This window comes from Azospirillum sp. FG154 (genome assembly GCF_057809575.1).
The window spans coordinates 1-22309 of sequence record NZ_JBMDKF010000005.1; the positions used below are offsets into that span (position 1 = coordinate 1).

Annotated in this window: 22 protein-coding genes and 3 tRNA genes; 15 read left to right on the forward strand and 10 right to left on the reverse strand. The window is 66.3% G+C overall.

Annotation, left to right across the window (positions count from 1 at the left end; genetic code table 11):
- The 3 genes from ACODS4_RS07245 to ACODS4_RS07255 all read right to left on the reverse strand — a co-directional run.
- On the reverse strand, positions 1-439 hold a 439-nt coding region (locus ACODS4_RS07245), incomplete at its 3' end, for a GTP-binding protein (protein WP_488862164.1).
- Between the two features lie 80 nt (positions 440-519).
- Positions 520-593 (reverse strand) — tRNA-Gly (locus ACODS4_RS07250).
- A 64-nt stretch (positions 594-657) separates the two neighbouring features.
- Positions 658-743, reverse strand: a tRNA-Tyr gene (locus ACODS4_RS07255).
- Between the two features lie 92 nt (positions 744-835).
- On the opposite strand from ACODS4_RS07255, the gene rlmB reads away from it, so the two are divergent.
- From rlmB to ACODS4_RS07290, 7 genes are all read left to right on the forward strand, one after another.
- On the forward strand, positions 836-1711 hold the full coding sequence (gene rlmB, locus ACODS4_RS07260) for a 23S rRNA (guanosine(2251)-2'-O)-methyltransferase RlmB (RefSeq protein WP_488862166.1): 876 nt from the start codon (positions 836-838) through the stop codon (positions 1709-1711).
- Positions 1712-1765: 54 nt separating this feature from the next.
- Positions 1766-1841 (forward strand) — tRNA-Thr (locus tag ACODS4_RS07265).
- A gap of 484 nt (positions 1842-2325) precedes the next feature.
- Complete coding sequence (locus ACODS4_RS07270; protein WP_488862169.1) at positions 2326-2766, forward strand: MarR family winged helix-turn-helix transcriptional regulator; 441 nt, start codon at positions 2326-2328, stop codon at positions 2764-2766.
- A gap of 135 nt (positions 2767-2901) precedes the next feature.
- Positions 2902-4143, forward strand: coding sequence for an ABC transporter substrate-binding protein (locus tag ACODS4_RS07275; RefSeq protein ID WP_488862171.1), 1242 nt, complete (start codon positions 2902-2904; stop codon positions 4141-4143).
- A 148-nt stretch (positions 4144-4291) separates the two neighbouring features.
- Positions 4292-6124, forward strand: coding sequence for an ABC transporter permease (locus ACODS4_RS07280; RefSeq protein ID WP_488862173.1), 1833 nt, complete (start codon positions 4292-4294; stop codon positions 6122-6124).
- Positions 6121-6864: an ABC transporter ATP-binding protein gene (locus ACODS4_RS07285; RefSeq protein ID WP_488862175.1), complete on the forward strand. Its 744-nt coding sequence runs from the start codon at positions 6121-6123 to the stop codon at positions 6862-6864. Before ACODS4_RS07280 ends, ACODS4_RS07285 begins: the two co-directional genes overlap by 4 nt.
- Positions 6861-7607: an ABC transporter ATP-binding protein gene (locus ACODS4_RS07290; protein ID WP_488862177.1), complete on the forward strand. Its 747-nt coding sequence runs from the start codon at positions 6861-6863 to the stop codon at positions 7605-7607. The genes ACODS4_RS07285 and ACODS4_RS07290 overlap by 4 nt, the downstream gene beginning before the upstream one ends.
- Positions 7608-7628: 21 nt before the next feature.
- On the opposite strand, the gene ACODS4_RS07295 is transcribed toward ACODS4_RS07290, so the two are convergent.
- The 3 genes from ACODS4_RS07295 to ACODS4_RS07305 form a co-directional block, all read right to left on the reverse strand.
- On the reverse strand, positions 7629-7868 hold the full coding sequence (locus tag ACODS4_RS07295; protein WP_488862179.1) for a hypothetical protein: 240 nt from the start codon (positions 7866-7868) through the stop codon (positions 7629-7631).
- A gap of 882 nt (positions 7869-8750) precedes the next feature.
- Positions 8751-9065 carry a hypothetical protein gene (locus tag ACODS4_RS07300; protein ID WP_488862181.1) on the reverse strand — a complete coding sequence of 105 codons (315 nt, stop codon included), beginning with the start codon at positions 9063-9065 and terminating at the stop codon, positions 8751-8753.
- A 67-nt stretch (positions 9066-9132) separates the two neighbouring features.
- Positions 9133-9918 (reverse strand): SH3 domain-containing protein, encoded by a 786-nt coding sequence (locus ACODS4_RS07305; RefSeq protein ID WP_488862183.1) that lies wholly within the window; start codon positions 9916-9918, stop codon positions 9133-9135.
- Between the two features lie 130 nt (positions 9919-10048).
- Here ACODS4_RS07305 and ACODS4_RS07310 point away from each other — a divergent pair, with 130 nt between their 5' ends.
- The gene (locus ACODS4_RS07310; RefSeq protein ID WP_298373910.1) at positions 10049-10312 is read left to right on the forward strand and encodes a DUF3126 family protein; all 264 of its coding nucleotides are present in this window, start codon (positions 10049-10051) and stop codon (positions 10310-10312) included.
- A gap of 87 nt (positions 10313-10399) precedes the next feature.
- On the opposite strand, the gene ACODS4_RS07315 is transcribed toward ACODS4_RS07310, so the two are convergent.
- Positions 10400-11023 (reverse strand): hypothetical protein, encoded by a 624-nt coding sequence (locus ACODS4_RS07315; RefSeq protein ID WP_488862185.1) that lies wholly within the window; start codon positions 11021-11023, stop codon positions 10400-10402.
- A 248-nt stretch (positions 11024-11271) separates the two neighbouring features.
- On the opposite strand from ACODS4_RS07315, the gene ACODS4_RS07320 reads away from it, so the two are divergent.
- From ACODS4_RS07320 to ACODS4_RS07350, 7 genes are all read left to right on the forward strand, one after another.
- Complete coding sequence (locus tag ACODS4_RS07320; protein WP_488862652.1) at positions 11272-12045, forward strand: ABC transporter ATP-binding protein; 774 nt, start codon at positions 11272-11274, stop codon at positions 12043-12045.
- Positions 12035-12916: an ABC transporter permease gene (locus ACODS4_RS07325; protein WP_488862187.1), complete on the forward strand. Its 882-nt coding sequence runs from the start codon at positions 12035-12037 to the stop codon at positions 12914-12916. Before ACODS4_RS07320 ends, ACODS4_RS07325 begins: the two co-directional genes overlap by 11 nt.
- Positions 12913-14073, forward strand: coding sequence for an ABC transporter permease (locus ACODS4_RS07330; protein ID WP_488862189.1), 1161 nt, complete (start codon positions 12913-12915; stop codon positions 14071-14073). The genes ACODS4_RS07325 and ACODS4_RS07330 overlap by 4 nt, the downstream gene beginning before the upstream one ends.
- Positions 14074-14415: 342 nt before the next feature.
- Entirely contained in the window at positions 14416-14745 is a 330-nt protein-coding gene (locus tag ACODS4_RS07335; protein ID WP_488862191.1) for a hypothetical protein, read from the forward strand.
- Between the two features lie 341 nt (positions 14746-15086).
- Positions 15087-15860, forward strand: a complete 774-nt coding sequence (locus ACODS4_RS07340; protein WP_488862193.1) for an ABC transporter ATP-binding protein — start codon at positions 15087-15089, stop codon at positions 15858-15860.
- Complete coding sequence (locus tag ACODS4_RS07345; RefSeq protein ID WP_488862195.1) at positions 15853-16671, forward strand: ABC transporter permease; 819 nt, start codon at positions 15853-15855, stop codon at positions 16669-16671. The genes ACODS4_RS07340 and ACODS4_RS07345 overlap by 8 nt, the downstream gene beginning before the upstream one ends.
- A gap of 48 nt (positions 16672-16719) precedes the next feature.
- Positions 16720-17739, forward strand: coding sequence for an ABC transporter substrate-binding protein (locus ACODS4_RS07350; RefSeq protein WP_488862197.1), 1020 nt, complete (start codon positions 16720-16722; stop codon positions 17737-17739).
- Between the two features lie 275 nt (positions 17740-18014).
- Here the strand turns inward: ACODS4_RS07350 and ACODS4_RS07355 are convergent, their stop codons facing one another.
- The 3 genes from ACODS4_RS07355 to ACODS4_RS07365 form a co-directional block, all read right to left on the reverse strand.
- Positions 18015-18344, reverse strand: a complete 330-nt coding sequence (locus ACODS4_RS07355; protein WP_488862199.1) for a peptidoglycan-binding domain-containing protein — start codon at positions 18342-18344, stop codon at positions 18015-18017.
- 118 nt (positions 18345-18462) lie between these two features.
- A protein-coding gene (gene prfB, locus ACODS4_RS07360) for a peptide chain release factor 2 (protein WP_488862201.1) occupies positions 18463-19588 on the reverse strand; the annotation gives its coding sequence in 2 pieces (ribosomal slippage) (positions 18463-19518 and positions 19520-19588; 1125 coding nt in all).
- Positions 19589-19697: 109 nt separating this feature from the next.
- Positions 19698-22187: a penicillin-binding protein 1A gene (locus tag ACODS4_RS07365; RefSeq protein ID WP_488862203.1), complete on the reverse strand. Its 2490-nt coding sequence runs from the start codon at positions 22185-22187 to the stop codon at positions 19698-19700.
- Between the last annotated feature and the right edge of the window lie 122 nt (positions 22188-22309).

Consider the following 22309-nt stretch of genomic DNA (forward strand, 5'->3'; position numbering starts at 1 on the left):
GCAGCTCTTCGTCGTCGACCATGTCGACCTTGTTCATGAACACGACCAGCGCCGGAACGCCGACCTGACGGGCGAGCAGGATGTGCTCGCGCGTCTGCGGCATCGGGCCGTCCGCCGCCGACACGACCAGGATCGCGCCGTCCATCTGCGCCGCGCCGGTGATCATGTTCTTCACATAATCGGCGTGGCCGGGGCAATCGACGTGCGCGTAGTGGCGGTTGGCCGTCTCATACTCGACGTGCGCCGTCGAGATCGTGATGCCGCGCGCCTTCTCTTCCGGCGCCTTGTCGATCTGGTCGTAAGCGGTGAAGGTCGCGCCGCCGGATTCCGCCAGCACCTTCGTGATCGCCGCCGTCAGCGACGTCTTGCCGTGGTCGACGTGGCCGATCGTGCCAACGTTGCAGTGCGGCTTGTTCCGCTCAAACTTTGCCTTCGCCATCGCTTTGGTCTTTCGTTCCCGACGTTCCGGACGCACACAATGGCCCGGCCGAGATCGTTCGTACCGAGGCGCGCGCGGGTTGGAGCGGGTGAGGGGAATCGAACCCCCGTCGTAAGCTTGGAAGGCTTCTGCTCTACCATTGAGCTACACCCGCCGAGCCATCCCGCCGGCGCGACCGTCCGGGGCAACACGATCACGGACAAGCCGTGGAAAGTAAATGGTGGAAGGGACTGGATTTGAACCAGTGTACGCTTACGCGGGCAGATTTACAGTCTGCTGCCTTTAACCACTCGGCCACCCTTCCATTCCGCTCCAGGCTGTGCCCGTCGCGGAGTTCGGCACTATCGCGATTTTTCGACCCTTGTCAACAAACAAAAAGGAGTTCACACCAGAAAAATGAACCGACCCCTTGCGGTCGCCGCCACGCCCCCGCCCTCGCCTGTGAGACTCATGACGCGCTCCAAACCCTCTTCGTCCGCCCAAACCTCCGGTCGCCCCACGGGGAAATCCTCGGGCGCTCCGCGCGGGGCGCAGGGCGTTCTGCTCTATGGCCTGCACCCGGTCGCCGCCGCCTGGGCGAACCCGGAACGGCGCGTCCACCGCCTGCTCGCCACCGAGGCCGGACGGGCGGCGCTGGAGGGAACGATCAACGCCGCGCGGACGGCGGGGCTGACCCGTCCCGGCCTGACCCTGGTCGAAAAAGCCGACCTCGACCGCATGCTGCCGCCGGGCGCCGTCCACCAGGGCGTCGCCATCGACGCCGCCCCGCTGCCGGAGTTGGACATCGACGATCTGTGCAACGAGTTGGCGGAGCAACCCCAAGCGGTCATCGTTGTCCTGGATCAAGTCACCGACCCGCACAATGTCGGCGCCATCCTGCGTTCGGCCTCCGCCTTTGGCGCCAAGGCCGTGGTGGTGACGGAACGTCACGCCCCGGAAACCACCGGCGTGCTGGCGAAAAGCGCGTCGGGGGCGCTGGAGTCCGTGCCGCTGATTCGCGTCGGCAACCTCGCCCGCGCCCTGACCGACCTTCAGCAGGCCGGGTTCTGGAGCGTCGGTTTGGCCGAGTCGGGCAAGCAGACTCTGGCCCAGCTCAATCTGACCGGCAAAACCGCTTTGGTGATGGGGGCCGAGGGCAGCGGGTTGCGCCGCCTGACCATGGAACGCTGCGACACCATCGCCCGTCTGCCCACCATGGGGCCGGTCGGCAGCCTGAACGTGTCGAACGCCACGGCGGTGGCGCTGTACGAGGTGGCGCGTTTGCGCTCGTAACCCTTGTTCCCGGCGCGGCGCGGCGCTAATGTGCGCCTCCGCCCCGCTGCGGACGCCGGATTAGCTCAGCTGGTAGAGCAGCTGATTTGTAATCAGAAGGTCACGGGTTCGATTCCTGTATCCGGCACCAGTTCTTCGATGGAACCGCCATCATTTTTGCAAGCCCCGCGCGATTTCGCCGGGGCTTTCGCGTGTCCAACCGGCGGCGGCGCGGCAAGATCCGCATGATTTCTGCGCTCCATTCCCGACGGTTCTGACAAAGGCGACACACCAGCGCGAGCTATGGCGAAAAGCATAGCGCCCCCCCAAACGTCTGCTGTTCGCAATCGCCGCACAAAGACCATGGCCGGTTCAATCAGGATTCCCCCTTATTCCGCGCCAAATTTTCTGTCCTCAGCTCCAATGACGACGCCATCACTGTGGCTCTATGCCGCATCTGCGAAGGTTGCTCTTGGCCTGTTGCCTTCCTACGCTGTTCTCTAATGGAGCGCACTGAAGGACGGACAAGGCGCGAGTCAACGCGCCGCCGTTTTTCGCCGCCGGGCGGCGTGTTCCGGTCCCGCCTTGCCTTCGTCCCGGCGCGAAGGCGGACGCGCTTTGCTTCTTGTGTGCTCATGGACGACATTGGCCGACCGCCGCCCGACGACTTTCAATTGGCCGTTCAGGTGCATCATCGCCTTCGCCGCGCCCATCAGCGCGCGTCGGCCATCTTCCTCGACGCCATCGGCGACTCGCAGTTGACGCCGACCCAGTGGGCGGCGCTGGCCACGCTGCACAGCGAAGGCGCCCTGTCGCAAAACCAGTTGGGCCGCCTGACCTACATGGACCCGGCGACGACGCAGGGCGTCATCCTGCGGCTGGTCGAACGCAATCTGGTGGAGCGCAATCCCGATCCGCAGGACCGCCGCCGCACCAGCGTGGAATTGACGCGAATCGGTCGGTCCCTGGTGGTTGAGCGGATGCACAACGCCATGGTCGCCCACGACCGCACGCTGGAACCGCTGTCGCCGGACGAGCGCGCGCAGTTCCTGGATTTGCTTCAGCGGTTGATGTGACGACGGGGCGCGCGCGTTCTAGACGGTGACTTTTGCGCCGGGTTTGCTATGAACGCAGGGCGCGCGGTTGACCCGGAATTGTTCTGGGGACGACTGCCGTTCGCTCACCGTCACCCCAAGCCGGGACGCCCGCCGATGATGAACCGCCGCCACACCCTTTCGCTGCTGGGCGCCAGCGCCGTCGCGCTGTTCGCCGCCCTTCCGGTCGGAAGCCAACCGGCCTTCGCGCAAGCGGCCCCCCCATCCCCCCCGGTGCGGGTCGGCGAGATCAACAGCTACACCGGCCTGCCCGCCTTCACGATTCCCTACCGCCAGGGCTGGCAGCTCGCCGTCGAGGAGATCAACGCCAAGGGCGGCCTGCTCAGCGGGCGCAAGCTGGAGGTCGTCTCGCGCGACGACGCCGGCAAGCCCGACGACGCCGTGCGGGTGGCGCAAGAGTTGCTGAGCAACGAGAAGGTCGATCTGCTGGCCGGAACCTATTTTTCGCACATCGGGCTGGCCGTCGCCGATTTCGCCGCGCGCAACAAAATCCCCTTCGTCGCCGCCGAACCGCTGACCGACGCCATCACCTGGAGCAAGGGCAACCGCTACAGCTTCCGTCTGCGCCCCAGCACCTACATGCAGGCGGCGATGCTGGTGGAGGAGGCGGCGAAGCTGCCCGCCAAGCGCTGGGCCACCGTCGCGCCGAATTACGAATATGGCCAATCGGCGGTGACGTGGTTCAAACAGTTGCTGAAAGAGAAACGCCCCGACGTCGAGTTCGTCGCCGAACAATGGCCCGCCCAAGGCAAGCTGGAGGCCGGGCCGACCGTCCAGGCGCTGGCCGCCGCCAACCCGGAGGCGATCTTCAACGTCACCTTCGGCGCCGACCTCGCCAAATTCGTCCGCGAGGGCGAGGGGCGCGGGCTGTTCAAGAACCGCGCGGTCGTCAGCCTGCTGACCGGCGAGCCGGAATATCTGGAACCGATGAAGGACGAGGCGCCGGAGGGCTGGATCGTCACCGGCTACCCCTGGGACCAGATCGACACGCCCGAACACAAGGCCTTCCGCGACGCCTACGGCGCGCGTTTCAAGGAAGCGCCGCGCCAGGGGTCGGTCGTCGGCTACAGCACGCTGAAGGCCATCGCCGCCGCCGTGGACAAGGCCGGTTCGACCGACCCGGAAAAACTGGCGGCGGCGCTGAGCGGCCTGTCCATCGTCAGCCCCTTCGGCCCCATCACCTTCCGCGCGTCGGACCATCAGGCGACGATGGGCGCCTATGTCGGGGCGACGACGGTCAAGGACGGGCGCGGCACGATGAAAAACTGGCGCTACGCCGACGGCGCGGCCTATCTGCCAAGCGACGAGGCCGTGCGGGCGCTGCGCCCGGCGGAATAAGGGCGCGCGCCACCGGCCCCCTCCCCAGCCCTCCCCCGCTGCGCGGGAGAGGGGGCCTTTCCGAACAGCGGCGTCCATCCCCTCTCCCGCAACGCGGGGGAAGGTTAGGGAGGGGGCGCCGCAAACATCGCAAGCCCCCGCACGGCCCATGTCCTTCCTGCTCGTCCAGTCTCTCAGCGGACTCGCCACGGCGGCCACGCTGTTTTTGGTGTCGTCGGGGCTGACCATCGTCTTTGGCGTCACCCGGATCGTCAATTTCGCCCATGGCTCGCTCTACATGCTGGGGGCTTATCTCGGCTGGTCGTTGATCGAGCGGTTCGGCGGAACCGTCGGCGGTTTCTGGGCCAGCGTGGCGGCGGCGGCCCTGGGCGCCGGGGCGTTGGGGGCGGCGATGGAGGTCGGCTTGCTGCGGCGGCTGTACCGCTCGCCCGAACTGTTCCAACTGCTGGGCACCTTCGGCGTTGTGCTGATTCTGCAAGACGTCGTCGCCTGGATGTGGGGGCCGGAGGATCTGCTGGGCCGCCGCGCGCCGGGGTTGAAGGGATCGGTCGAGATTCTCGGCCAGCCCTTCCCGCTCTATGACCTGATGCTGATCGGGTTGGGGCCGCTGGTGCTGGCGCTGCTGTGGCTGCTGTTCACCCGCACCCGCTGGGGCGTGCTGGTCCGCGCCGCCACGCAGGACCGCGACATGGCGTCGGCCCTGGGCGTCGATCCGGCGCGGCTGTTCACCGGCGTATTGTTTCTCGGATCGGCGCTCGCCGGGTTGGGCGGGGCGCTGCAAGTCCCGCGCGAGGCGGTGAATTTGCACATGGACATGGCCATCATCGTCGAGGCCTTCGTCGTCGTCGTCGTGGGCGGCATGGGCAGCCTGACCGGGGCCTTTCTCGCCGCGCTGCTGATCGGCCAGTTGCAGGCTTTCGGCATTCTGGTGTTTCCGCAAATCACGCTGGTCCTGGTGTTCCTGTTCATGGCGGTGGTGTTGATCCTGCGCCCGCACGGGCTGCTGGGCCGGGCGGAGGACGCGCCGCCCAGCGCCGCCGCCGCGCACGCCCCGCCGATGGTCGCCGGGCGCGGAGTCGGCTGGGCCGCGCTGGGGCTGCTCGCCCTGCTGGCGGCGGCGCCGCTGGTGGCTGGGGATTACGCCGTCATTCTGCTGACCGAAACGGTGATCCTCGCTTTGTTCGCCGCCAGCCTGCATCTGTTGATCGGGTTGGGCGGGCTGGTGTCCTTCGGCCACGCCGCCTATTTCGGCCTGGGCGCCTATGGCGCGGCGCTGGTCGTCAAGCATCTGGGCGCGCCGATGCCGCTGGCGCTGGCCGCCGCGCCGCTGGTCGCCGGGCTGGGCGCGGTGGCGGCGGGCTGGTTTTGCGTCCGGCGGTCGGGGCTGTATTTCGCCATGCTGACCTTGGCCTTCGCGCAAATCGCCTGGTCGGTCGCCTTCCAATGGTCAGGCTTCACCGGCGGCGACAACGGCGTTTTGGGGGTGTGGCCGTCCGGTTGGGCCAGCGGCAAGGCCGTCTATTATTGGCTGACGCTGGGCCTGTGCGCGGGCGCGCTGGGGTTGCTGCGCCGCGCCGCCTTCGCCCCCTTCGGCTACGCCCTGCGAGCCGGGCGGGATTCCAGCCTGCGCGCCGAGTCGGTGGGCATCGACGTGCGGCGGCATCAGTGGTTCGCCTTCGCTCTGGCCGGATCGGCGGCGGGGCTGGCCGGGGGGCTGTACGCCTTCGCCAAGGGCAGCGTCTTCCCCACCCTGATGGCGGTTCCGGCGTCGGTGGACGCGCTGGTCATGGTGCTGATGGGCGGCGTGCAAACGGTCAGCGGGCCGTTGGCCGGGGCCGGGCTGTTCCATCTGCTGGAAACACAGGTGATGCGGGCGACCGATTGGTGGCGCCTGCTGCTGGGGCTGGTCATCGTCGCGCTGGTGCTGCTGTTCCCCAGGGGGATCGTCGGCTTCCTCGCCGGGCTGCGGGGGCGGTCATGAGTCGGCTGGAGGTGCGCGATCTGTGGCGCGGTTTCGGCGGCGTGCAGGCGGTGCGCGGCGTGTCCTTCACGCTGGAGTCGGGCGACCTTCTGGCGCTGATTGGGCCGAACGGCGCCGGGAAAAGCACTTGCTTCAATTTGCTGAACGGCCAGCTTCGCCCCGATCAGGGCAGCGTCCGGTTGGACGGAACCGATCTGGTCGGGCTGCCGCCGCGCCGGATTTGGGCGCTGGGAGTCGGGCGGACCTTCCAGATCACCGCGACCTTCGCTTCGATGAGCGTGGCGGAGAATGTGCAGATGGTTCTGCTGTCGCGCGCCCGCCGCCTGTTCGGCCTGTGGCGACCGGCGGCCCGCCAGTTCCGCGCGGAGGCGCTGGCCCTGCTTGACCGCGTCGGCATGGCGGCGCAGGCCGACCGCCCTTGCGGCGTGCTGGCCTATGGCGACCTGAAGCGGGTCGAACTGGCGATGGCGCTGGCCAGCGACCCGAAAATTCTGCTGATGGACGAGCCGACCGCCGGGATGGCCCCGACCGAACGGCTGGAACTGATGGCCTTGACCGCCGCCCTGGTGCGCGAACGCGGGTTGGCCGTGCTGTTCACCGAGCATGACATGGACGTGGTGTTCGGCCACGCCACCCGCCTGCTGGTGCTGGATCGCGGCCAACTCATCGCCGAAGGACCGCCAGACGCGGTGCGCGCCGACCCCCGCGTCCAGTCCGTCTATCTGGGAGGCGAGGCGTGACCGCGCAAACCGCAACCGTCCAAACCGCCTCGCCCGAACCGCTGTTGCGCGCCGAGTCGCTGCAAGCCTGGCATGGCCGCGCCCACATTCTGACCGGCGTCGATCTGACGGTCGGACGGGGCGAGGTGGTGGCGCTGATGGGCCGCAACGGCGCGGGCAAGACCACGACGCTGAAAGCGATCATGGGGCTGATCGAGGCGCGATCCGGGCGGGTGACGCTGGACGGACGGCCCATCGACCGGCTGCCGCCCCACCGCATCGCCCGGTTGGGCGTCGGCTATGTCCCGGAAGACCGCCGGATCTTCGCCGATCTGACGGTGGAGGAGAATTTGGCGGTCGGGCGTCAGCCGCCGCGCCCCGGCGCGCCGGAATGGACGCCGGAAAAGCTGTTCGACCTGTTCCCCAATCTGGCGGCGCTGCGCGGGCGACGCGGCACGCGGATGAGCGGCGGCGAGCAGCAGATGCTGACCCTGGCCCGCACGCTGATGGGCAACCCGTTCCTGCTTCTGCTCGACGAACCGTCGGAGGGGCTGGCCCCCTTGATCGTCCGCCAGATGGCCGAGGCGGTGCGCCGCCTGAAGGCCGAAGGCTTGTCGGTTCTGGTGTCGGAGCAGAATGTCGGCTTCGCGGCGGCGGTGGCCGACCGGGCGAGCGTCATTGAAAAAGGGCAAGTGCGCTGGTCCGGCCCAATGGCCGATCTGATGGCCGACGAGTCGGTGCAGCGGGCCTATCTGGCTTTGTAAGGATTTTTGAACGGCGCGCGGTCAGGCGAACATGTCCAGCAGACGCTTGGTGTTCTCCTGCGTCGCCTCGAACACTTTGGCGTTGGCGGCGAAATCGACTTGGGCCGAGGAAATGCTGAGCACCACCGCCGGGTCGAGGTTGCCCGCCGCCAATTGTTCCGCCCCATCGGAAACCCGCGCCTGCGCGTCTTGCAAACCGCTGAGCGCGGTCGCCTGCGGCTGAACGAGCGAGGGGGAGGAGGTGGCGGAACCGATGTCCATGGCCATGGCCTTCAAAACGCGGGAACAACCCAAGCCTAACGCCGCAGGGGTAAAGCCTTGATGAACGCCCTCACTCAACGCCGCCGCACAAAAAAACGGCAGAAACGAAAATTGTCTGGCGATCTGTTGCGCGTTGGCAACAGATCGCCATCAAACATCGCCGCGCAGCCCATGATGACCAGAAGGGCTTGCGGGAAACCCTGATTTTGTTATTTTTGCAGTGCAGCAAGCGATTGCTGCTTCGCCCTTCTTGGGCGTTTCCTCCCTAAACTCAAGGCCGCTGTCTCAGCGGCCTTTTTTCTGCCAGAAATCCAGGGGGTTGGGCAATCCCTAACAAAAGTCATAGAAAACGCGCCAGATCCCGCCTCAGCTCTGGTTGAAGGGCGAAGCCTGTCAGACCGCTTTGCAGGCTTGTGATCGGCAGAAACCACAAGACGCCCATCAAACAATTTTCCATCTCTTCATATCTTTGATTATCCAAGATGTTTCTCCGCTACCCCCGATGAGCTCATTCACCCAGCTCCAGACAAGCCGTCTGACGACTGACGAACGCTTGACGGTCCGGGAGAGCGATGCGGCGACGAGTCGGGTGCAAAAAATTTTGCGCAAATGGCCGCAGCCTTACGGAATCCCTGCCCCCCAGGTCCAAACTGTCGTATAGAGGCCGTCGAACACCGATCATCCCCCCTAGCGATCAGCGGGAGCGTCTCATGGACATCGCAATCATGGTTCTGGCCGTCCTGTTCTTCTTCTGGCAGACCGTTTCTGAATGATTGGTCGGGCGGCGCGCCGCCCTTTCCATCATAGCGACGCCAATAGGGCGGACTCGATGATCGGGTCCGCCCTTTTCGTTTGATGGCCTTGACCCGCGTCCAGAACCGCTCACTCAGCGGCGGCTGACGGCTCCAGCCGCGCTTGCGTGGCGGCGATCAGTTGCAGCGTTTCCATGATTGAACCGATGGCCTCGTGCAAGTCAGCCTGTTCGGTCGAACCCGACACGCTGAACAACACGCTTTCCAACTCGACCGCCGCGTCTTGCAGACTGGCGCAGGCTTGCTCCAAGTGACGGCCCGTCGCCGGACGATTTGCAAAATGCGAACGCGACGCGCTTTTTCCGCCGCGAATCGCGTTCCGGTTTGCAAAATGCAAAACCGCCTCGGCCGCAACGCCGCGCATCCCCAGTTTCTTCCGCATCATGGGCCTATCCCCGCTTGCTCTGACCAATGGCGTAGCAAAATCCACGCCAAAAGTAGGAGATCATCGGTCACTCCGCCAGCCGGACGCCAGCCCGCCAGCGGCCCGCGCTGCGACCTCCATCGGCACGATGGTGAACGCCCAAACCATCCGGCTCTCCGTCGCGGAACTGCCCGGCGAATTGACCGCCATCGGGAAAGCTCATGACCCCCAAGCCCGCCATCAGATCCGCCGTCCATTCCCCTTCGTAAAGCGAGCCGCCGGCAAAGCGGTACACGCCAAAACCATGGCGCTGGGGACGCGCCAAGGCCGCCCCCGCCGCCAACCAGGAGCCGTCGTAACGGTCGCCGTTGGGAAACTCATAGCTCCAAAAGGCGCCGTCATCCCCGGCCCGCGCGCGATCCGCCGCACGTCGGGCCTCCGCCGCCGCCAAAACCGCGCGCCGCCGCATCGTCTCGGCCTCGTCGGACGGCGGGGCGACGGGCGTGGAATCGTCTGGCTTCGCGACCGGAGCCGTTTCGATCACGCCACGTTCCTTGGCGGCCACCGGCGGCGGCGGCTCCCCCCAACGATCCGACAATGTTCCAGCGGTGACGTAGCCGACCCGGCCAGCCCCGTCGCGGATCTTCACCCAGTTTCCAGCCCCCGGCGCGGCCAACACCGTGACCGCCGCCCCCGGCGCCAACGCCGCCACCCCACGGGCGCCAACCGCCGGACGCTCGAAAATCATGCCGGAGCGAACCGCCGTGTAAGCGCCGGGCGGCAAAGCCGATTTTTCCGCCGCCAGCGCCGCCCCGTCAAACAGCCCCGCGCCCAACCAAACGGCCAGCGCCAGACGTCGCAGCATCGCCCTCATTCGCCCCATCCCGTGGCCCCTCGCGTCCCGCGTCCAAGGATTGCGCCGCCTTCCGTCAGGTTGCGCTTTTCCTTTGCGGCAAAGCCGCCTATATGACGCGCTTTCCGATTCGTTCAAAGGAACCCCTCTCATGCCGCCCGCAAAGCCGACCGTCGCCAAGATGACCGACACCGAAGTCGCCCGTGTGCAGGCCTATCTGCGCAAGACGCTCGGCAACGCCAAAATCGTGATCGAGCCGCCAGCCAAGGCAGGTCAGTCGGCGGAGGTCTCCATCGACGGCGAGTTCATCGGCACGCTGCACCGCGACGTGGACGAGGGCGAGGTCTCCTACGATCTGCACATGTCGATCCTGGAAGAAGACCTGCCGGAACTGCCGACGATTCCGCGCCGCTGACACGCGTTTGACGACACGCGTTTGACCGCCCTCCGATAAACCGATTGACCGCCCCGCCCCATCCGGGTTGGCTTGCGGGAAATCGGCTTATCGGCTGTGCGCGCGCAACTCCGCCGACAAAGCCGCCAACAGCGATTCCCCGGACGACAGGCTCAGGCCGCGCGCCAGAACGACGCCCTTCCGTCCGCCGCGCCGGTGCATGACCAACCGGACCCGGCGGCTTCCCGCCGCCTTCATCGCCGCCTTGACCGCGTCGTTGGCGATCACGCCGCCGGTCGCCAACGCCAATTCGGCCTTGTGACCATAGGCGTGCTCCGGCTCGATCCAGGCGAAGAACAGCGGACGCCCCCCGACCAGCGGGTATAAGGCCAGATCGCGAATCACCTCATGCGGATAAACGCGGCTGCCGTCGACCGTCAGACCGGCGGGCGTCACCCCCAACCGCACGGCGCGCCGCCGCACCGTCTCCGTCAGCATCACCACCCACAGCAGCAGAACCGGCACGGCGCAAAAGGCCGCCAACCATTGCAGCATCGTGGCGATGTAATTGGGGGCCAGCCCGGCCCCCGCGATAAAGCCAATCGCCAGCAATCCCGCCATCAAGAGATAGCGCGTGCGGATGCGCGGACTGACCGCCGGGGTGGCGATGAACACAGCCCCGGCGGCGCTGTCCTCACGCGTGATTTCCAAAGGTTGGGAAGCGGACCGCATGGCTGCGACTCTGCGGGCGGGTGGACGCGCCGTCCAGGGGTTTTTTCTGTTTTCCCCCGATAAATCAACCGACTGGCGGCAACCTCTTGTAAGGTTTGGGGACTCTGGCGTCGCGTCGGCGTCGGTGCTAGCGTGACGAACGCCCCACGCATGATCCGCGCAAGAAGGATCCCCCCTCCGTGCACAGCCCGTCACCGCCCCACGCCAGCGGGGCGACCGTCCGCCAAGCGCCCGCCCATCCCGCGCCAATCGTTCAGGCCAAAAACCTGTCGCTGATCTACCCGACCGCCGACGGCAAGCCGGTGACGGCGTTGAGCGAGGTCAGCCTGACCATCGCCAAGGGCGATTTCGTCTCGCTGATCGGGCCGAGCGGCTGCGGCAAGACCACCCTGTTGCGCGTCATCGCCGATCTGGAGCGCCCCACCGCCGGAACCATCACGGTGGAGGGGCTGACGCCGGAACAGGCGCGGTTGAAACGGCTGTACGGCTATGTGTTCCAGGCCCCCGCCCTCTATCCCTGGCGGACGGTGGAGCGCAACGTCATGCTGCCGCTGGAGATCATGGGACTGCCGCGCGCCGAACGGCAGGCCCGCGCGCGGGAGGAGTTGGAGCGCGTCGGCCTGTCCGGGTTCGAGCGCAAATTTCCCTGGCAACTCTCAGGCGGCATGCAGCAGCGCGCCTCCATCGCCCGCGCCCTGGCGCTGAAGCCCGATCTTCTGCTGATGGACGAGCCGTTCGGCGCGCTGGATGAAATCACCCGCGACCATCTGAACCTGCACTTGACGCAACTGTGGCGCGGAACCGGAAAAACTTGCGTCTTCGTTACCCACTCCATCGCCGAAGCCGTCTTCCTGTCCACCCGCATCGTGGTGATGAGTCCGCGCCCCGGTCGGATCCTCGACGTCATCGACTGCGATCTACCGCGCGAGCGCACGCTGGACATCCGTGAATCGCCGGAATTCGCCGCCATCGCCCACCGCGTCCGCGACGGGCTGAAGGAAGGCCACAGCTATGACGATTAAGCGCGGGCTTTCCCCCTCCGTCCTTCCGGTCGCCGTGATGACCTTGCTGCTGCTGGTCGTCTGGTACGCCGGGGCGGCGTGGCTCAATCTGCCACAGGCTGAAGAGGCGTTGACGCGCGCGGGCAAGCCCTTTGGTTTCGCCGATCTGCTGACGCAGGCCTACGGCATGAAGCGCCCGATCCTGCCGACGCCCGACCAAGTGCTGACGGAGCTGTGGACCTCGCTGACGGGGTACGCCCCGACCAGCCCGCGCAATCTGCTGTTCCACGCCGGGGTGACGGCGCAGGCCGCCCTGACCGGGCTGGCGATGGGCGTGGTTCTCGGCACGCTTCTGGCCGTCGGCATCGTCTACACCCGCACGCTGGAAGCCAGCCTGCTGCCCTGGGTCATCGCCTCGCAAACCGTGCCGATCTTGGCCATCGCGCCGATGATCGTCGTCATTCTGGGCAATCTGGGTTTCACCGGCCTGCTGCCCAAGGCGGTGATCTGCATGTATCTCTGCTTCTTCCCGATCACCGTCGGCATGGTCAAGGGGCTGCGGTCGGCGGATCCGTTGTGGCTAGACCTGATGCGGACCTATTCGGCGGGGGGCTTGCGCGCCTTCTGGTCGCTGCGGCTTCCGGCCTCCCTGCCCTTTTTGTTCGCCAGCCTCAAAGTGTCGGTCGCCATCAGCGTGACCGGGGCCATCGTCGGCGAATTGCCGACCGGCGGCCAAGCGGGCTTGGGCGCGCGGCTGCTGTCCGGGTCTTACTACGGACAGACCGTGCAGATTTGGGCGGCGCTGGTGATGGCGGCGCTGCTGTCGGTGCTGTTGATCGCCGTGGTGCGCGGCGTCGAGTTGGTCCTGCTGGGCCGGGGGGGAGCGCGATGAGCCAGACGACGAACGGGCCGGACAACAGCGCCTACCGGACCAGCTTGGGCGCGTCGGTCGATTGGGGGCTGCTGGCCCTGGTCCTGCCGACCCTGGCGGCGCTGACCCAGCCGGTGGGAACGCAAAACGGCGAAGCCCTGTCCTGGTTCGGCGGCTCCATGGCCCCGATGTTCCTGATCGGCGTCGTCCTGACCGTGGTGGGCGGGCGCACCGCGCCCTCGCGCCGCAAAGGCGCCTGGGTCGAGTTGGCGGGCGTCGTCATGGCGTGGCTGCTGCCGCTGCATCTGCTGAACGAAGGCGTCGATCTGTCGGCGGGCTGGGGGGTGTGGCTGTTTCTGATCTCCGCCATCCTGCTGCTGTGGCGGGTGCTGGGCGCGCTGTCCGCCGCGCCGGGCTGGACGCGGTCGGTCGTGGTTCCGGGCCTGTTCGGGCTGGGGCTGCTGGTCGCTTGGGAGGTTCTGGTCCGGGGCTTTCAGGTTCCCGCCATCCTGCTGCCCGCCCCCAGCCGGATCGCCGGAGCGCTGGGCCAGCACGCCCCGGTGCTGTGGGACGATTTCGGCCAGACGGTGCTGACCTCGGTCGCGCGCGGGTATCTGATGGGCTGCGGGGCGGGCTTCGCCGTGGCGATTCTGGCCGACCGCGCGCCCTTTCTGGCGCGCGGGCTGCTGCCGTTGGGCAATCTGGCCAGCGCCATCCCGGTGGTGGGGATCGCCCCGATCATGGTGATGTGGTTCGGCTTCGACTGGCCGTCGAAGGCGGCGGTCATCGTGGTGATGACCTTCTTTCCCATGCTCATCAACACGCTGGCCGGTCTGGCCAGCGCGGAACGCATCCAGTTGGACCTGATGCGCTCCTACGGCGCGGGCTATGGCCGGACTTTGGTCAAGCTGCGGCTGCCGAACGCCCTGCCCTTTCTGTTCAACGGCTTGAAGATCAACTCCACCCTGGCGCTGATCGGCGCCATCGTCGCCGAGTTTTTCGGCACCCCGGTCGTCGGCATGGGATTCCGCATCTCCACCGAGGTGGCGCGGATGAATCTCGACATTGTTTGGGCCACCATCGCAGTGGCGGCGCTCACCGGGTCGGGTTTCTACGGCGCGCTGGCCCTGCTGGAACGGGCGACCACGGCTTGGCACCCATCCATGCGTTCACGCTGAGCAGACTGGAGCGAAGCGGACCAGGGACGTTCTGCGCGTGATGCGGATCACAAATGCGAAATCCGCGCGTTGCAAAATGCTGATGAATTCGCAAATTGACGACGATTCCGCACGAGGCGCGGTGTGGTTTTCCCGTTTCGCCAAGGCGGCATCCCAGAAAAACCCTTGGTTTCCAAGGCATCCACGCTTCGTTCATCCGTTGGCACAACCATTGCTTTGATGATGTCCGTCGGCAAACGCAGCGAGCGCGTCTGTCGGCGTGTTTCCTCCGGGCACTGAACCGACCGCTCCAAGCCCCTCTGCGGTCGGTTCTTTCTCGGGTTTTGTTTGGGAGGTTCCGCCATGGGTCAGGTGATCGTTCTGAAGCATGTCCGTCTGGCCAAAGCGTTCCAGGCCATCGAATCGGCGGCCTATTCCCTGGACAGTGAACTGCGCTCGCTGCACGCGCTGAGCGCCGCCGGACTGCCCGACTTCCCCGAGGAAGCCGCCATGCTGCGCGCCTATGTCCGCACGCTGACCGTGCTGTTGCAGGCGATGACCCCGGACGAGGTGGAGGACGCGGGCTTGAGCGAACGCCACGCCAAGGCCGAGGCGACGGTCGCCCGCTGCGCCGCCAATCTGCGGGCCTTCACCCCGACCGCCCACCCGACCGCGCGCGGCGGCGCCGCGTAAGATCGGCAAATCTGTCCGGTTGGGCGGTCAGTCTTTTCGCCCCACTGTCCAAAACCGCACACAGTCGGCGTGACGCAGCTCCACCCCGATGGCGGAAATCCGCCATTTTCTCTCCGCTTCGCCGCCCGGCACGCGCTTTGCTTTCTCTCGGGATCAGGATTGTTGCGGGTCTTCCGTGGACAATTCCTCCAAAGCGCCTTGCCAGCCGCGTCACGCGGCTGGTCCTTTGCTTTGGTTCGTCATACGCACCTATGCGTCAGCCCTGATTGCGCTATAGTGCCGCCCTTCCCCCCGGAACCAGACGGAACCGACGGCGGAAACGGAACGACCGCAAGGGCGCGATGCGACTGCTCATTTCCCAACTGACCCATCGTTACGACGACCTGACCGTGCTGGACGGCGTTGATCTGGCGCTGAACGAGGGCGAGGTGCTGGCGGTCATCGGCCCCAGCGGTTGCGGCAAATCCACCCTGCTGGGCATCGCCGGGGGCATCGTCGCCCCCACGGCGGGGCGGGTGTCGGTCGATGGGCCGGTTCCCGACGGCTGCCTGAACCCGATCACCTTCATCTTTCAGGATTTCGCCCTGCTGCCCTGGCGGACGGTGGAGGACAACGTCGCCCTGGCGTTGGAGCATCACCCCCTGCCCGCCGCCGAACGGCGCGAGCGGGTGAACGACGGTCTGCGCCGCATGGGGCTGGAGGAGTTCCGCAAGGCGTTGCCCAAGCAATTGTCGGGCGGCATGCGCCAGCGGGTCGGCATCGCCCGCGCGCTGGCCGTGCGCCCGGCCATGCTGCTGCTGGACGAACCGCTGTCCGCCCTCGACGCCCAAACGCGCGAGTTGCTGATGGATGATTTCCTCGATTTGTGGCGGCGGGAAAAAACGACGGCGCTCTACGTCACCCACAATCTGGACGAGGCGCTGCGGCTGGCCGACCGGGTGGTGGTGCTGAGCCGCCGTCCGGGCCGCATCCGCGAGATCGTCACCATCGAAGAGCCGCGCGACCGCCGCCTGGACGCCTCCGCTCAAGCCCATCTGGCCGAGGTGCGCGCCCGGCTGTGGACCTTGATGAAGGCCGAAGCGCAAATGGCTGACCGGGAGATCGCCCGTGCCTGATCCGCAGACCATCCCCGCCCCAGCCGCCGCCCCTCAGCCCGTGCGCTTTCGCGGCGGCGGCTTCACCGTGCGCCGCCACCCCTGGGCGGCGCTGGCCGCCTTCGCCCTGCTGATTGGCCTGTGGGAAGGGGCGAGCCGTCTTGGCTTGGCCAGCCCGCTGTTTCTGCCGCCGCCCAGCGCGGTCGGCGCGGCGCTGGTTGGAATGGTCGCCGACGGCTCGCTGTGGCTGAACCTGAAGGCCTCGCTGCTGCGAATCGGCGTTGGCTGGAGTTTGGGAACGCTGGGCGGCATGGTCGTTGGTTTCGCCATGGGCGTCGGATCGCTGGCGCGCGCCGTCGGCGTGCCGCTGGTGTCGGCCTTTTTCCCGATTCCCAAAATCGCCCTGCTGCCGCTGTTCATCCTGTGGTTCGGCATCGGCGAGCCGTCGAAATTCGCCACCATCGGCTTCGGCGTCTTCTTCCCCACGGTGATCGCCACCTACAGCGCCATCGATTCGGTGCCGCGCAATTTGATCCGCATGGCGCAGAGCTTCGGCCTGCCCTGGCGGTCGATCCTGCGCTCCATCGTCTTGCCGGGGGCGCTGCCGGGGATTCTGGCCGGGTTCCGCATCACCGCCTCCATCGCCTTGATTCTGGTCGTCGCCGCCGAGATGATCGGCGCGGAGTACGGCATCGGCGCCTTCGTGCTGATGGCGGGCAACCTGATGCAGACCGACACGCTGCTGGCGGGCGTTCTGGTCATGTCCGCCCTGGGGTTGACCATCGGCACGCTGCTGTCGGTTTTGGAGCGCCGCCTGCTGGTCTGGCGCTGACCCCATGCCGCTGACCAACCAAAAAATATTACGGAGAGGAACCCGACCATGACGTTTGCAAGCTGGACCCGGCGCGCCGTGTTGGGCGCCGCTGCCGCCGCTCTGTCCGCCGCCGCGATGCCCATCCACGCGCAGACGTTGGAAAAAACGTCCGTCGGCGTGCTGGCGCTGTCCTCCTCCGGCCCGATCTTCATCGCCAAGGCCAAGGGCTATTTTGAGCGCGAGGGGCTGGACGTCACCCTGTCGATGTTCACCTCGGCCCAACAGGTGCCGGTGGCGGTGGCCTCGGGCGACGTGGATTTCGGCGTCACCGGCTTGACGGCGGGCTTCTACAACCTCGCCGCCAAGGGCGCGATCACCATGATCGCCGCGCAGAGCCGCGACGAGCCGGGCTTTCCGCTCAGCGCCTATGTGGCGACCAACGCCGCCCACGCCGCCGGGTTGACCAAGCCGTCGGAGCTGAAGGGCAAGCGGATCGCCATCACCACCATCGGCTCCACCTTTCACTACATGATCGGCATTCTCGGCCAGAAATACGGCTTCACGGTTAAGGACGTGACCATGGTGCCGTTGCAGGACGTGCCGAAGATGGTCGCCGCTTTCAAGGGCGGTCAGGTGGACGCCATCATCGCGCCCTCCACCGTCGCCCGCCAGTTGGCGGCCGACGGCGCCGGTCAGATTTTGGGTTGGGCGGGCGATGAAACGCCCTGGCAGTTGGGTGCCCTGTTCACCGGGCCGAAGACCATTCAGACCCGCCGCCCGGTGGTTGAGAAGTTCGTCCGCGCCTACAAGACGGCGCTGGCCGAATACCACGCGGCCTTCAACGTCAAGGACGCGACGGGCGCGCGGGTCAAGGGGCCGGGTTACGACGGGCTGCTGACCATCATCGCCGAGGCGACCAAGCAGAAACCGGAAATCGTCGCCGCCGGTCTGCCCTACGTCGACCCCAACGCCAAGCTGCTGATCGACGATGTCGTCAATCAGGTGAAATTCTGGCAATCCGAAGGTCAGGTGGACAAGACGCTCGACGCCAAATCCATCATGGATCTGAGCTTCATCGGCCAGTGAACCGCGCGCCGTCTCCCTCTCCCGCCCTGGGCTACGGCATTCACACATGTTGCGGAACGGTAAGCTCCTGTTTGGAAAGAAAAGCCCTTCTCCCCTTGTGGGAGAAGGGTTGGGTTGAGGGGTGCAGACGGCTGAAGGCCGTTGGAAATCTAAGCTTCCACCCCCTCACCCCAACCCCTCCCCCGCGAGGGGAGAGGGGCTTTTCCATTCAATTTCAGATGCTTACCGCGATTGCTAAATGTGTGAATACTGTAGCCCGAAACGGGAGAGGGAGCTTATCGGCGTTTGTTCGCGTAAACTTTCGGCTGCACGAAGTTCAAATGGTCGAGCAGTTCCTTGCTGACGCAGCCGTCCACCGGCAGTTTGGCGGCGCGCTGGTAGGCGCGGATGGCCGACCCGGTCTGTCCACCGGCCTTGCCATCGACCTTGCCCGCCTTGAACCCATGCTCGTTCAACGCCTCCTGCACCCCGGCGACGTAGGTCTTGAACATGTCCGGCGGCATGCTGCCCTGACCACAGGACGCGGCGAAGGCTGGAGCGGCGACGGTCAACGACCCAACCACAAGCGGGGCCGCAAGCAGGGCGATGAGCAAAGGGCGGATCATGGTCGAACGCTCCCGATCTAAGCAGAACACAGGCCACCAACGCGCTGGACGACGATTCCATTCCGCGCCGCGCAGAAAAAAAGCCCCTCTCCTTTGCGAAGGAGAGGGGCTTTCGTCATCAACCCTCCAGATCCTCGTCGAGCTGCCCCTTGATCCGGGAGGCCAGCGCCGCTTCCAGGAAGGGGTCGAGCGCGCCGTCAAGCACCGCCTGACTTTGCGAGGTCTCCACGCTCGTCCGCAGATCCTTCACCATCTGATAGGGGTGCAGGACGTAGGAACGGATCTGGTGGCCCCAACCGATGTCCGTCTTGGTCGCCTCCAGGGCGGCGGCGGCGTCCTCGCGGATCTTCAGCTCCCGCTCGTACAAGCGGGCGCGCAGCATGTCCCACGCCTTGGCGCGGTTCTTGTGCTGGGAGCGCTCCTGCTGGCAGCTCACCGCGATGTTGGTGGGCAAGTGGGTGATGCGGACCGCCGAGTCGGTCTTGTTGATGTGCTGACCGCCAGCGCCGGACGCGCGGTAGGTGTCGATCCGGCAATCCTTCTCGTTGATCTCGATGTCGATCTTGTCGTCGATCACCGGCGACACCGAGACGGCGGAAAAGCTGGTCTGACGCCGCGCCTGGCTGTCGAACGGGCTGATGCGCACCAGACGGTGCACCCCGGCTTCGGTCTTCAGCCAACCATAGGCGTTGTGGCCCTTGATCTGGATGGTGGCGGATTTGATTCCGGCTTCTTCACCGGCGCTCTCTTCCAACCATTCCGTCTTGAAGCCGTGCTGTTCGGCCCAGCGCGTGTACATGCGGACCAGCATCAACGCCCAATCCTGCGCCTCGGTGCCGCCCGCTCCGGCGTTCACTTCGACGTAGCAATCGTTGGCGTCGGCCTCGCCCGACAGCAGGCTTTCCAACTGGAGCTTGGCGGCGCGTTCGCGCAGGGCGTAGAGTTGGGATTCGGCGTCGGCGACCACCGTCGCGTCCTCCTCCATCTCGCCCATCTCGATCAGCTCCAGGCTGTCGGACAGATCGCGCTCCAGCGCCCGATACCCCGTGACCGAGGTTTCAAGCTGGGTGCGCTCGCGCATGATGGTTTGGGCGCGGTTGGGATCGTCCCAAAGCTTGGGATCCTCCGCCAGATTGTTCAGTTCGTCGAGACGACGCAGCGCGTTATCCCAGTCAAAGATGCCTCCTCAGCAGCGCCAGCGATTCTCTGATCTCGCCAGCGGCCGCTTCGATCTCGGCCCGCATGGCGGCGCCTCCTCGTGTGCCTAGAGTTGAAACAATGTCGGGTGCATGTGTAACGGCTTGGCCGTCCGCATGCACCCCCTTTCCTCGGCGGTTCTTCCGCCGGAAACGCTCAATACAGCCCGCCGGTCCCCTGCGCCGCCGCCGCTGGCGGGGCCGCCCCCGCCGACGGGTCGAGCGGGGCGGACGGATCGCCGATCACCGTCGGGCTGGCGTTGGCCGAGCCGTCCAGCACGATTTGCGGACGATCCGGGTTGGGTTCGGTGCCGGGCAGGAAGGCTTCCCAGATCGCCTTGCGGTCGCCGGGCTGGGCCAACTGGCCGTTCGCCGGATTGACCCGCACCAGACGCAAGCCGGGCGGCACGCGGAAGGGGGTGGCGGGGCGGTCCTTCAGGGCTTCCGTCATCACCTCCTTGAAGACCGGGACCGCCGCCGATCCGCCGGTTTCGTGCGACCCCAGGGAACGCGGCTGGTCAAAGCCGATGTAGGTGCCAACCACCAGATCGGGCGAGAAGCCCATGAACCACGCGTCGTTGCTGTCGTTGGTCGTCCCGGTCTTGCCCGCCAGCGGTTTGCCGAGCGACAGCAGCGCCGTCGCCGTGCCGCGCTGCACGACGCCCTCCAGGATCGAAACAATCTGATAGGTGGTGCGTGGATCGTTGATCTGCTCGCGGTTGTCGGGAATCGCCGGCGTCGCCAACCCGTCCCGCCACGTCGGCGCGGCGCAATTGGCGCAAGGCCGGGCGTCGTGGCGGAAGATGGTCTTGCCGTTGCGGTCCTGGATGCGGTCGATGAAGGTCGGCACAACCCGCTTGCCGCCGTTGGCGAGCATCGCGTAGGCGGTGGACAGGCGCAGCACCGTGGTTTCGCCCGCGCCCAGCGCCATCGGCAGATAGGGGTGCAAATTGTCGACGATGCCGAATTTCTCGACCAGCGCCTTGACCTTGTCCATGCCGATGTTCTGGGCCAGACGCACGGTCATGACGTTGCGCGACTTCTCAATGCCGACGCGCAACGGCGTCGGACCATAGAATTGGCCGCTGTAATTTTCCGGGCGCCAGATCGGTTGCCCACCGCCGGGATTGAACTCAAAGGGCGCGTCCATCACCAGGGTGGACGGCGTCAGCCCCTGATTCAGCGCGGTCAAATAAACGAAGGGCTTGAAGGAGGATCCCGGTTGACGCATCGCCTGGGTGGCGCGGTTGAACACGCTCATGTGCGGAGAAAAGCCGCCGACCATCGCCAGCACGCGGCCCGTGTGCGGATCCAACGCGACCAACCCGCCCTGCACCGCCGGAATTTGGCGAAGCGCGTAAAAGCTGCCGGCCCCCAGATCCTTGCCCTTGTCGTCCTTGCCGGTGGTCGGCTCGACCAACAGCAGATCGCCCAGCTTGGCGACGTCCGACGGCTTGCGAATCGCCGGGCCAAGCGCGTCGTCATCCTTGAAGGCGCGCGCCCAACGCAATTCGCTCATCGGAATCTTGCCGCGCGAGCCGTCAGCCAAGCCAATGTCCAACCCGTCGGCCAGATCGTCTTTCAGCACGACCGCCAACTTCCACCCCTCGCTGCCCGCTGGCGGGGCGATGGCGGCGAGCTTTTTCGGCCAAGCGTCAAAGCTCTCCATCTTGCCGACTGGGCCGCGCCAGCCGTGGCGGCGGTCATAGGCGACCAACCCATCGCGCAAGGCCTTGGTCGCCACCGCCTGAAGATGCGGATCCATCGAGGAACGCACCGACAACCCGCCCTCATACAGCGCCTGCTCGCCGTAGAGCTTGACCAACTCGCGCCGGACCTCTTCGGCGAAATACTCCGCCGTCACCATGTCCTGTTCGTCGCGCTTGCGCACCACCAACGGCTTGGCCTGGGCGACGCGGGCCTCCTCCGCCGTGATGTAGCCGTCTTCGGCCATGCGCCCGATCACCCAGTTGCGCCGGGCGATGGCGGCGTCGCGCTGGCGTTCGGGGTGGTAGTTGCTGGGCGCCTTGGGCAGGGCCGCCAGATAGGCGACCTCCTCGATCTCCAACTCGTCCAGCGCCTTGTTGAAGTAGTTCAACGCCGCCGCCGCCACGCCGTAGGACCGGAAACCAAGGAAGATCTCGTTGAGATACAGCTCCATGATGCGGTCCTTGGTGAAGGCCCGCTCGATGCGGATCGCCAGGATCGCTTCCTTGATCTTGCGGGCGAAGGACACCTCGTTGGTCAGCAGCATGTTCTTGGCGACCTGCTGCGTGATCGTGCTGGCCCCGACCGGGCGGCGGTCGCGCCCCAGATTTTCGACGTTCATCAGCACGGCGCGCAGGATGCCGGTCGGATCGACGCCCTTGTGCTCGTAGAAATTCTTGTCCTCGGCGGACATGAAGGCGTTGACGACCCGGCGCGGCATCGCGTCCATCGGCACGAAAATTCGCCGTTCGGAAGCGAATTCGGCCAGAAGCCGCCCGTCGCCCGCGTGGACGCGGGTCGTCACCGGCGGCTGGTAGTTGGCCAGCTTCGTGTAATCCGGCAAATCCTGATTGTAATGGTCGAGCAGGAAAACCAACCCGCCAGCGCCCGCCAGCGCCAGCATCACCAAACCCATCAGCAAAGACAGAAGAAGGCGCATGACCAATCCCAAGAAGACCGACGGGAAACACCGTCCGCACACGACAAAATGGGCGCTCGCGTCCCACAGTGGTTGAAAAACCGCCGCAGCCCGCTTTGAAGCGCCCCATAAGACGCCGCATC

Excerpts from the sequence above, each read along its gene's own strand:
- rlmB (WP_488862166.1), top strand. The coding sequence starts at position 836 with ATGAACCGACCCCTTGCGGTCGCCGCCACGCCCCCGCCCTCGCCTGTG.
- ACODS4_RS07270 (WP_488862169.1), top strand. The coding sequence starts at position 2,326 with ATGGACGACATTGGCCGACCGCCGCCCGACGACTTTCAATTGGCCGTT.
- ACODS4_RS07275 (WP_488862171.1), top strand. The coding sequence starts at position 2,902 with ATGATGAACCGCCGCCACACCCTTTCGCTGCTGGGCGCCAGCGCCGTC.
- ACODS4_RS07280 (WP_488862173.1), top strand. The coding sequence starts at position 4,292 with ATGTCCTTCCTGCTCGTCCAGTCTCTCAGCGGACTCGCCACGGCGGCC.
- ACODS4_RS07285 (WP_488862175.1), top strand. The coding sequence starts at position 6,121 with ATGAGTCGGCTGGAGGTGCGCGATCTGTGGCGCGGTTTCGGCGGCGTG.
- ACODS4_RS07295 (WP_488862179.1), bottom strand. The coding sequence starts at position 7,868 with ATGGACATCGGTTCCGCCACCTCCTCCCCCTCGCTCGTTCAGCCGCAG.
- ACODS4_RS07300 (WP_488862181.1), bottom strand. The coding sequence starts at position 9,065 with ATGATGCGGAAGAAACTGGGGATGCGCGGCGTTGCGGCCGAGGCGGTT.
- ACODS4_RS07305 (WP_488862183.1), bottom strand. The coding sequence starts at position 9,918 with ATGAGGGCGATGCTGCGACGTCTGGCGCTGGCCGTTTGGTTGGGCGCG.
- ACODS4_RS07310 (WP_298373910.1), top strand. The coding sequence starts at position 10,049 with ATGCCGCCCGCAAAGCCGACCGTCGCCAAGATGACCGACACCGAAGTC.
- ACODS4_RS07315 (WP_488862185.1), bottom strand. The coding sequence starts at position 11,023 with ATGCGGTCCGCTTCCCAACCTTTGGAAATCACGCGTGAGGACAGCGCC.
- ACODS4_RS07325 (WP_488862187.1), top strand. The coding sequence starts at position 12,035 with ATGACGATTAAGCGCGGGCTTTCCCCCTCCGTCCTTCCGGTCGCCGTG.
- ACODS4_RS07330 (WP_488862189.1), top strand. The coding sequence starts at position 12,913 with ATGAGCCAGACGACGAACGGGCCGGACAACAGCGCCTACCGGACCAGC.
- ACODS4_RS07335 (WP_488862191.1), top strand. The coding sequence starts at position 14,416 with ATGGGTCAGGTGATCGTTCTGAAGCATGTCCGTCTGGCCAAAGCGTTC.
- ACODS4_RS07340 (WP_488862193.1), top strand. The coding sequence starts at position 15,087 with ATGCGACTGCTCATTTCCCAACTGACCCATCGTTACGACGACCTGACC.
- ACODS4_RS07350 (WP_488862197.1), top strand. The coding sequence starts at position 16,720 with ATGACGTTTGCAAGCTGGACCCGGCGCGCCGTGTTGGGCGCCGCTGCC.
- ACODS4_RS07355 (WP_488862199.1), bottom strand. The coding sequence starts at position 18,344 with ATGATCCGCCCTTTGCTCATCGCCCTGCTTGCGGCCCCGCTTGTGGTT.
- ACODS4_RS07365 (WP_488862203.1), bottom strand. The coding sequence starts at position 22,187 with ATGCGCCTTCTTCTGTCTTTGCTGATGGGTTTGGTGATGCTGGCGCTG.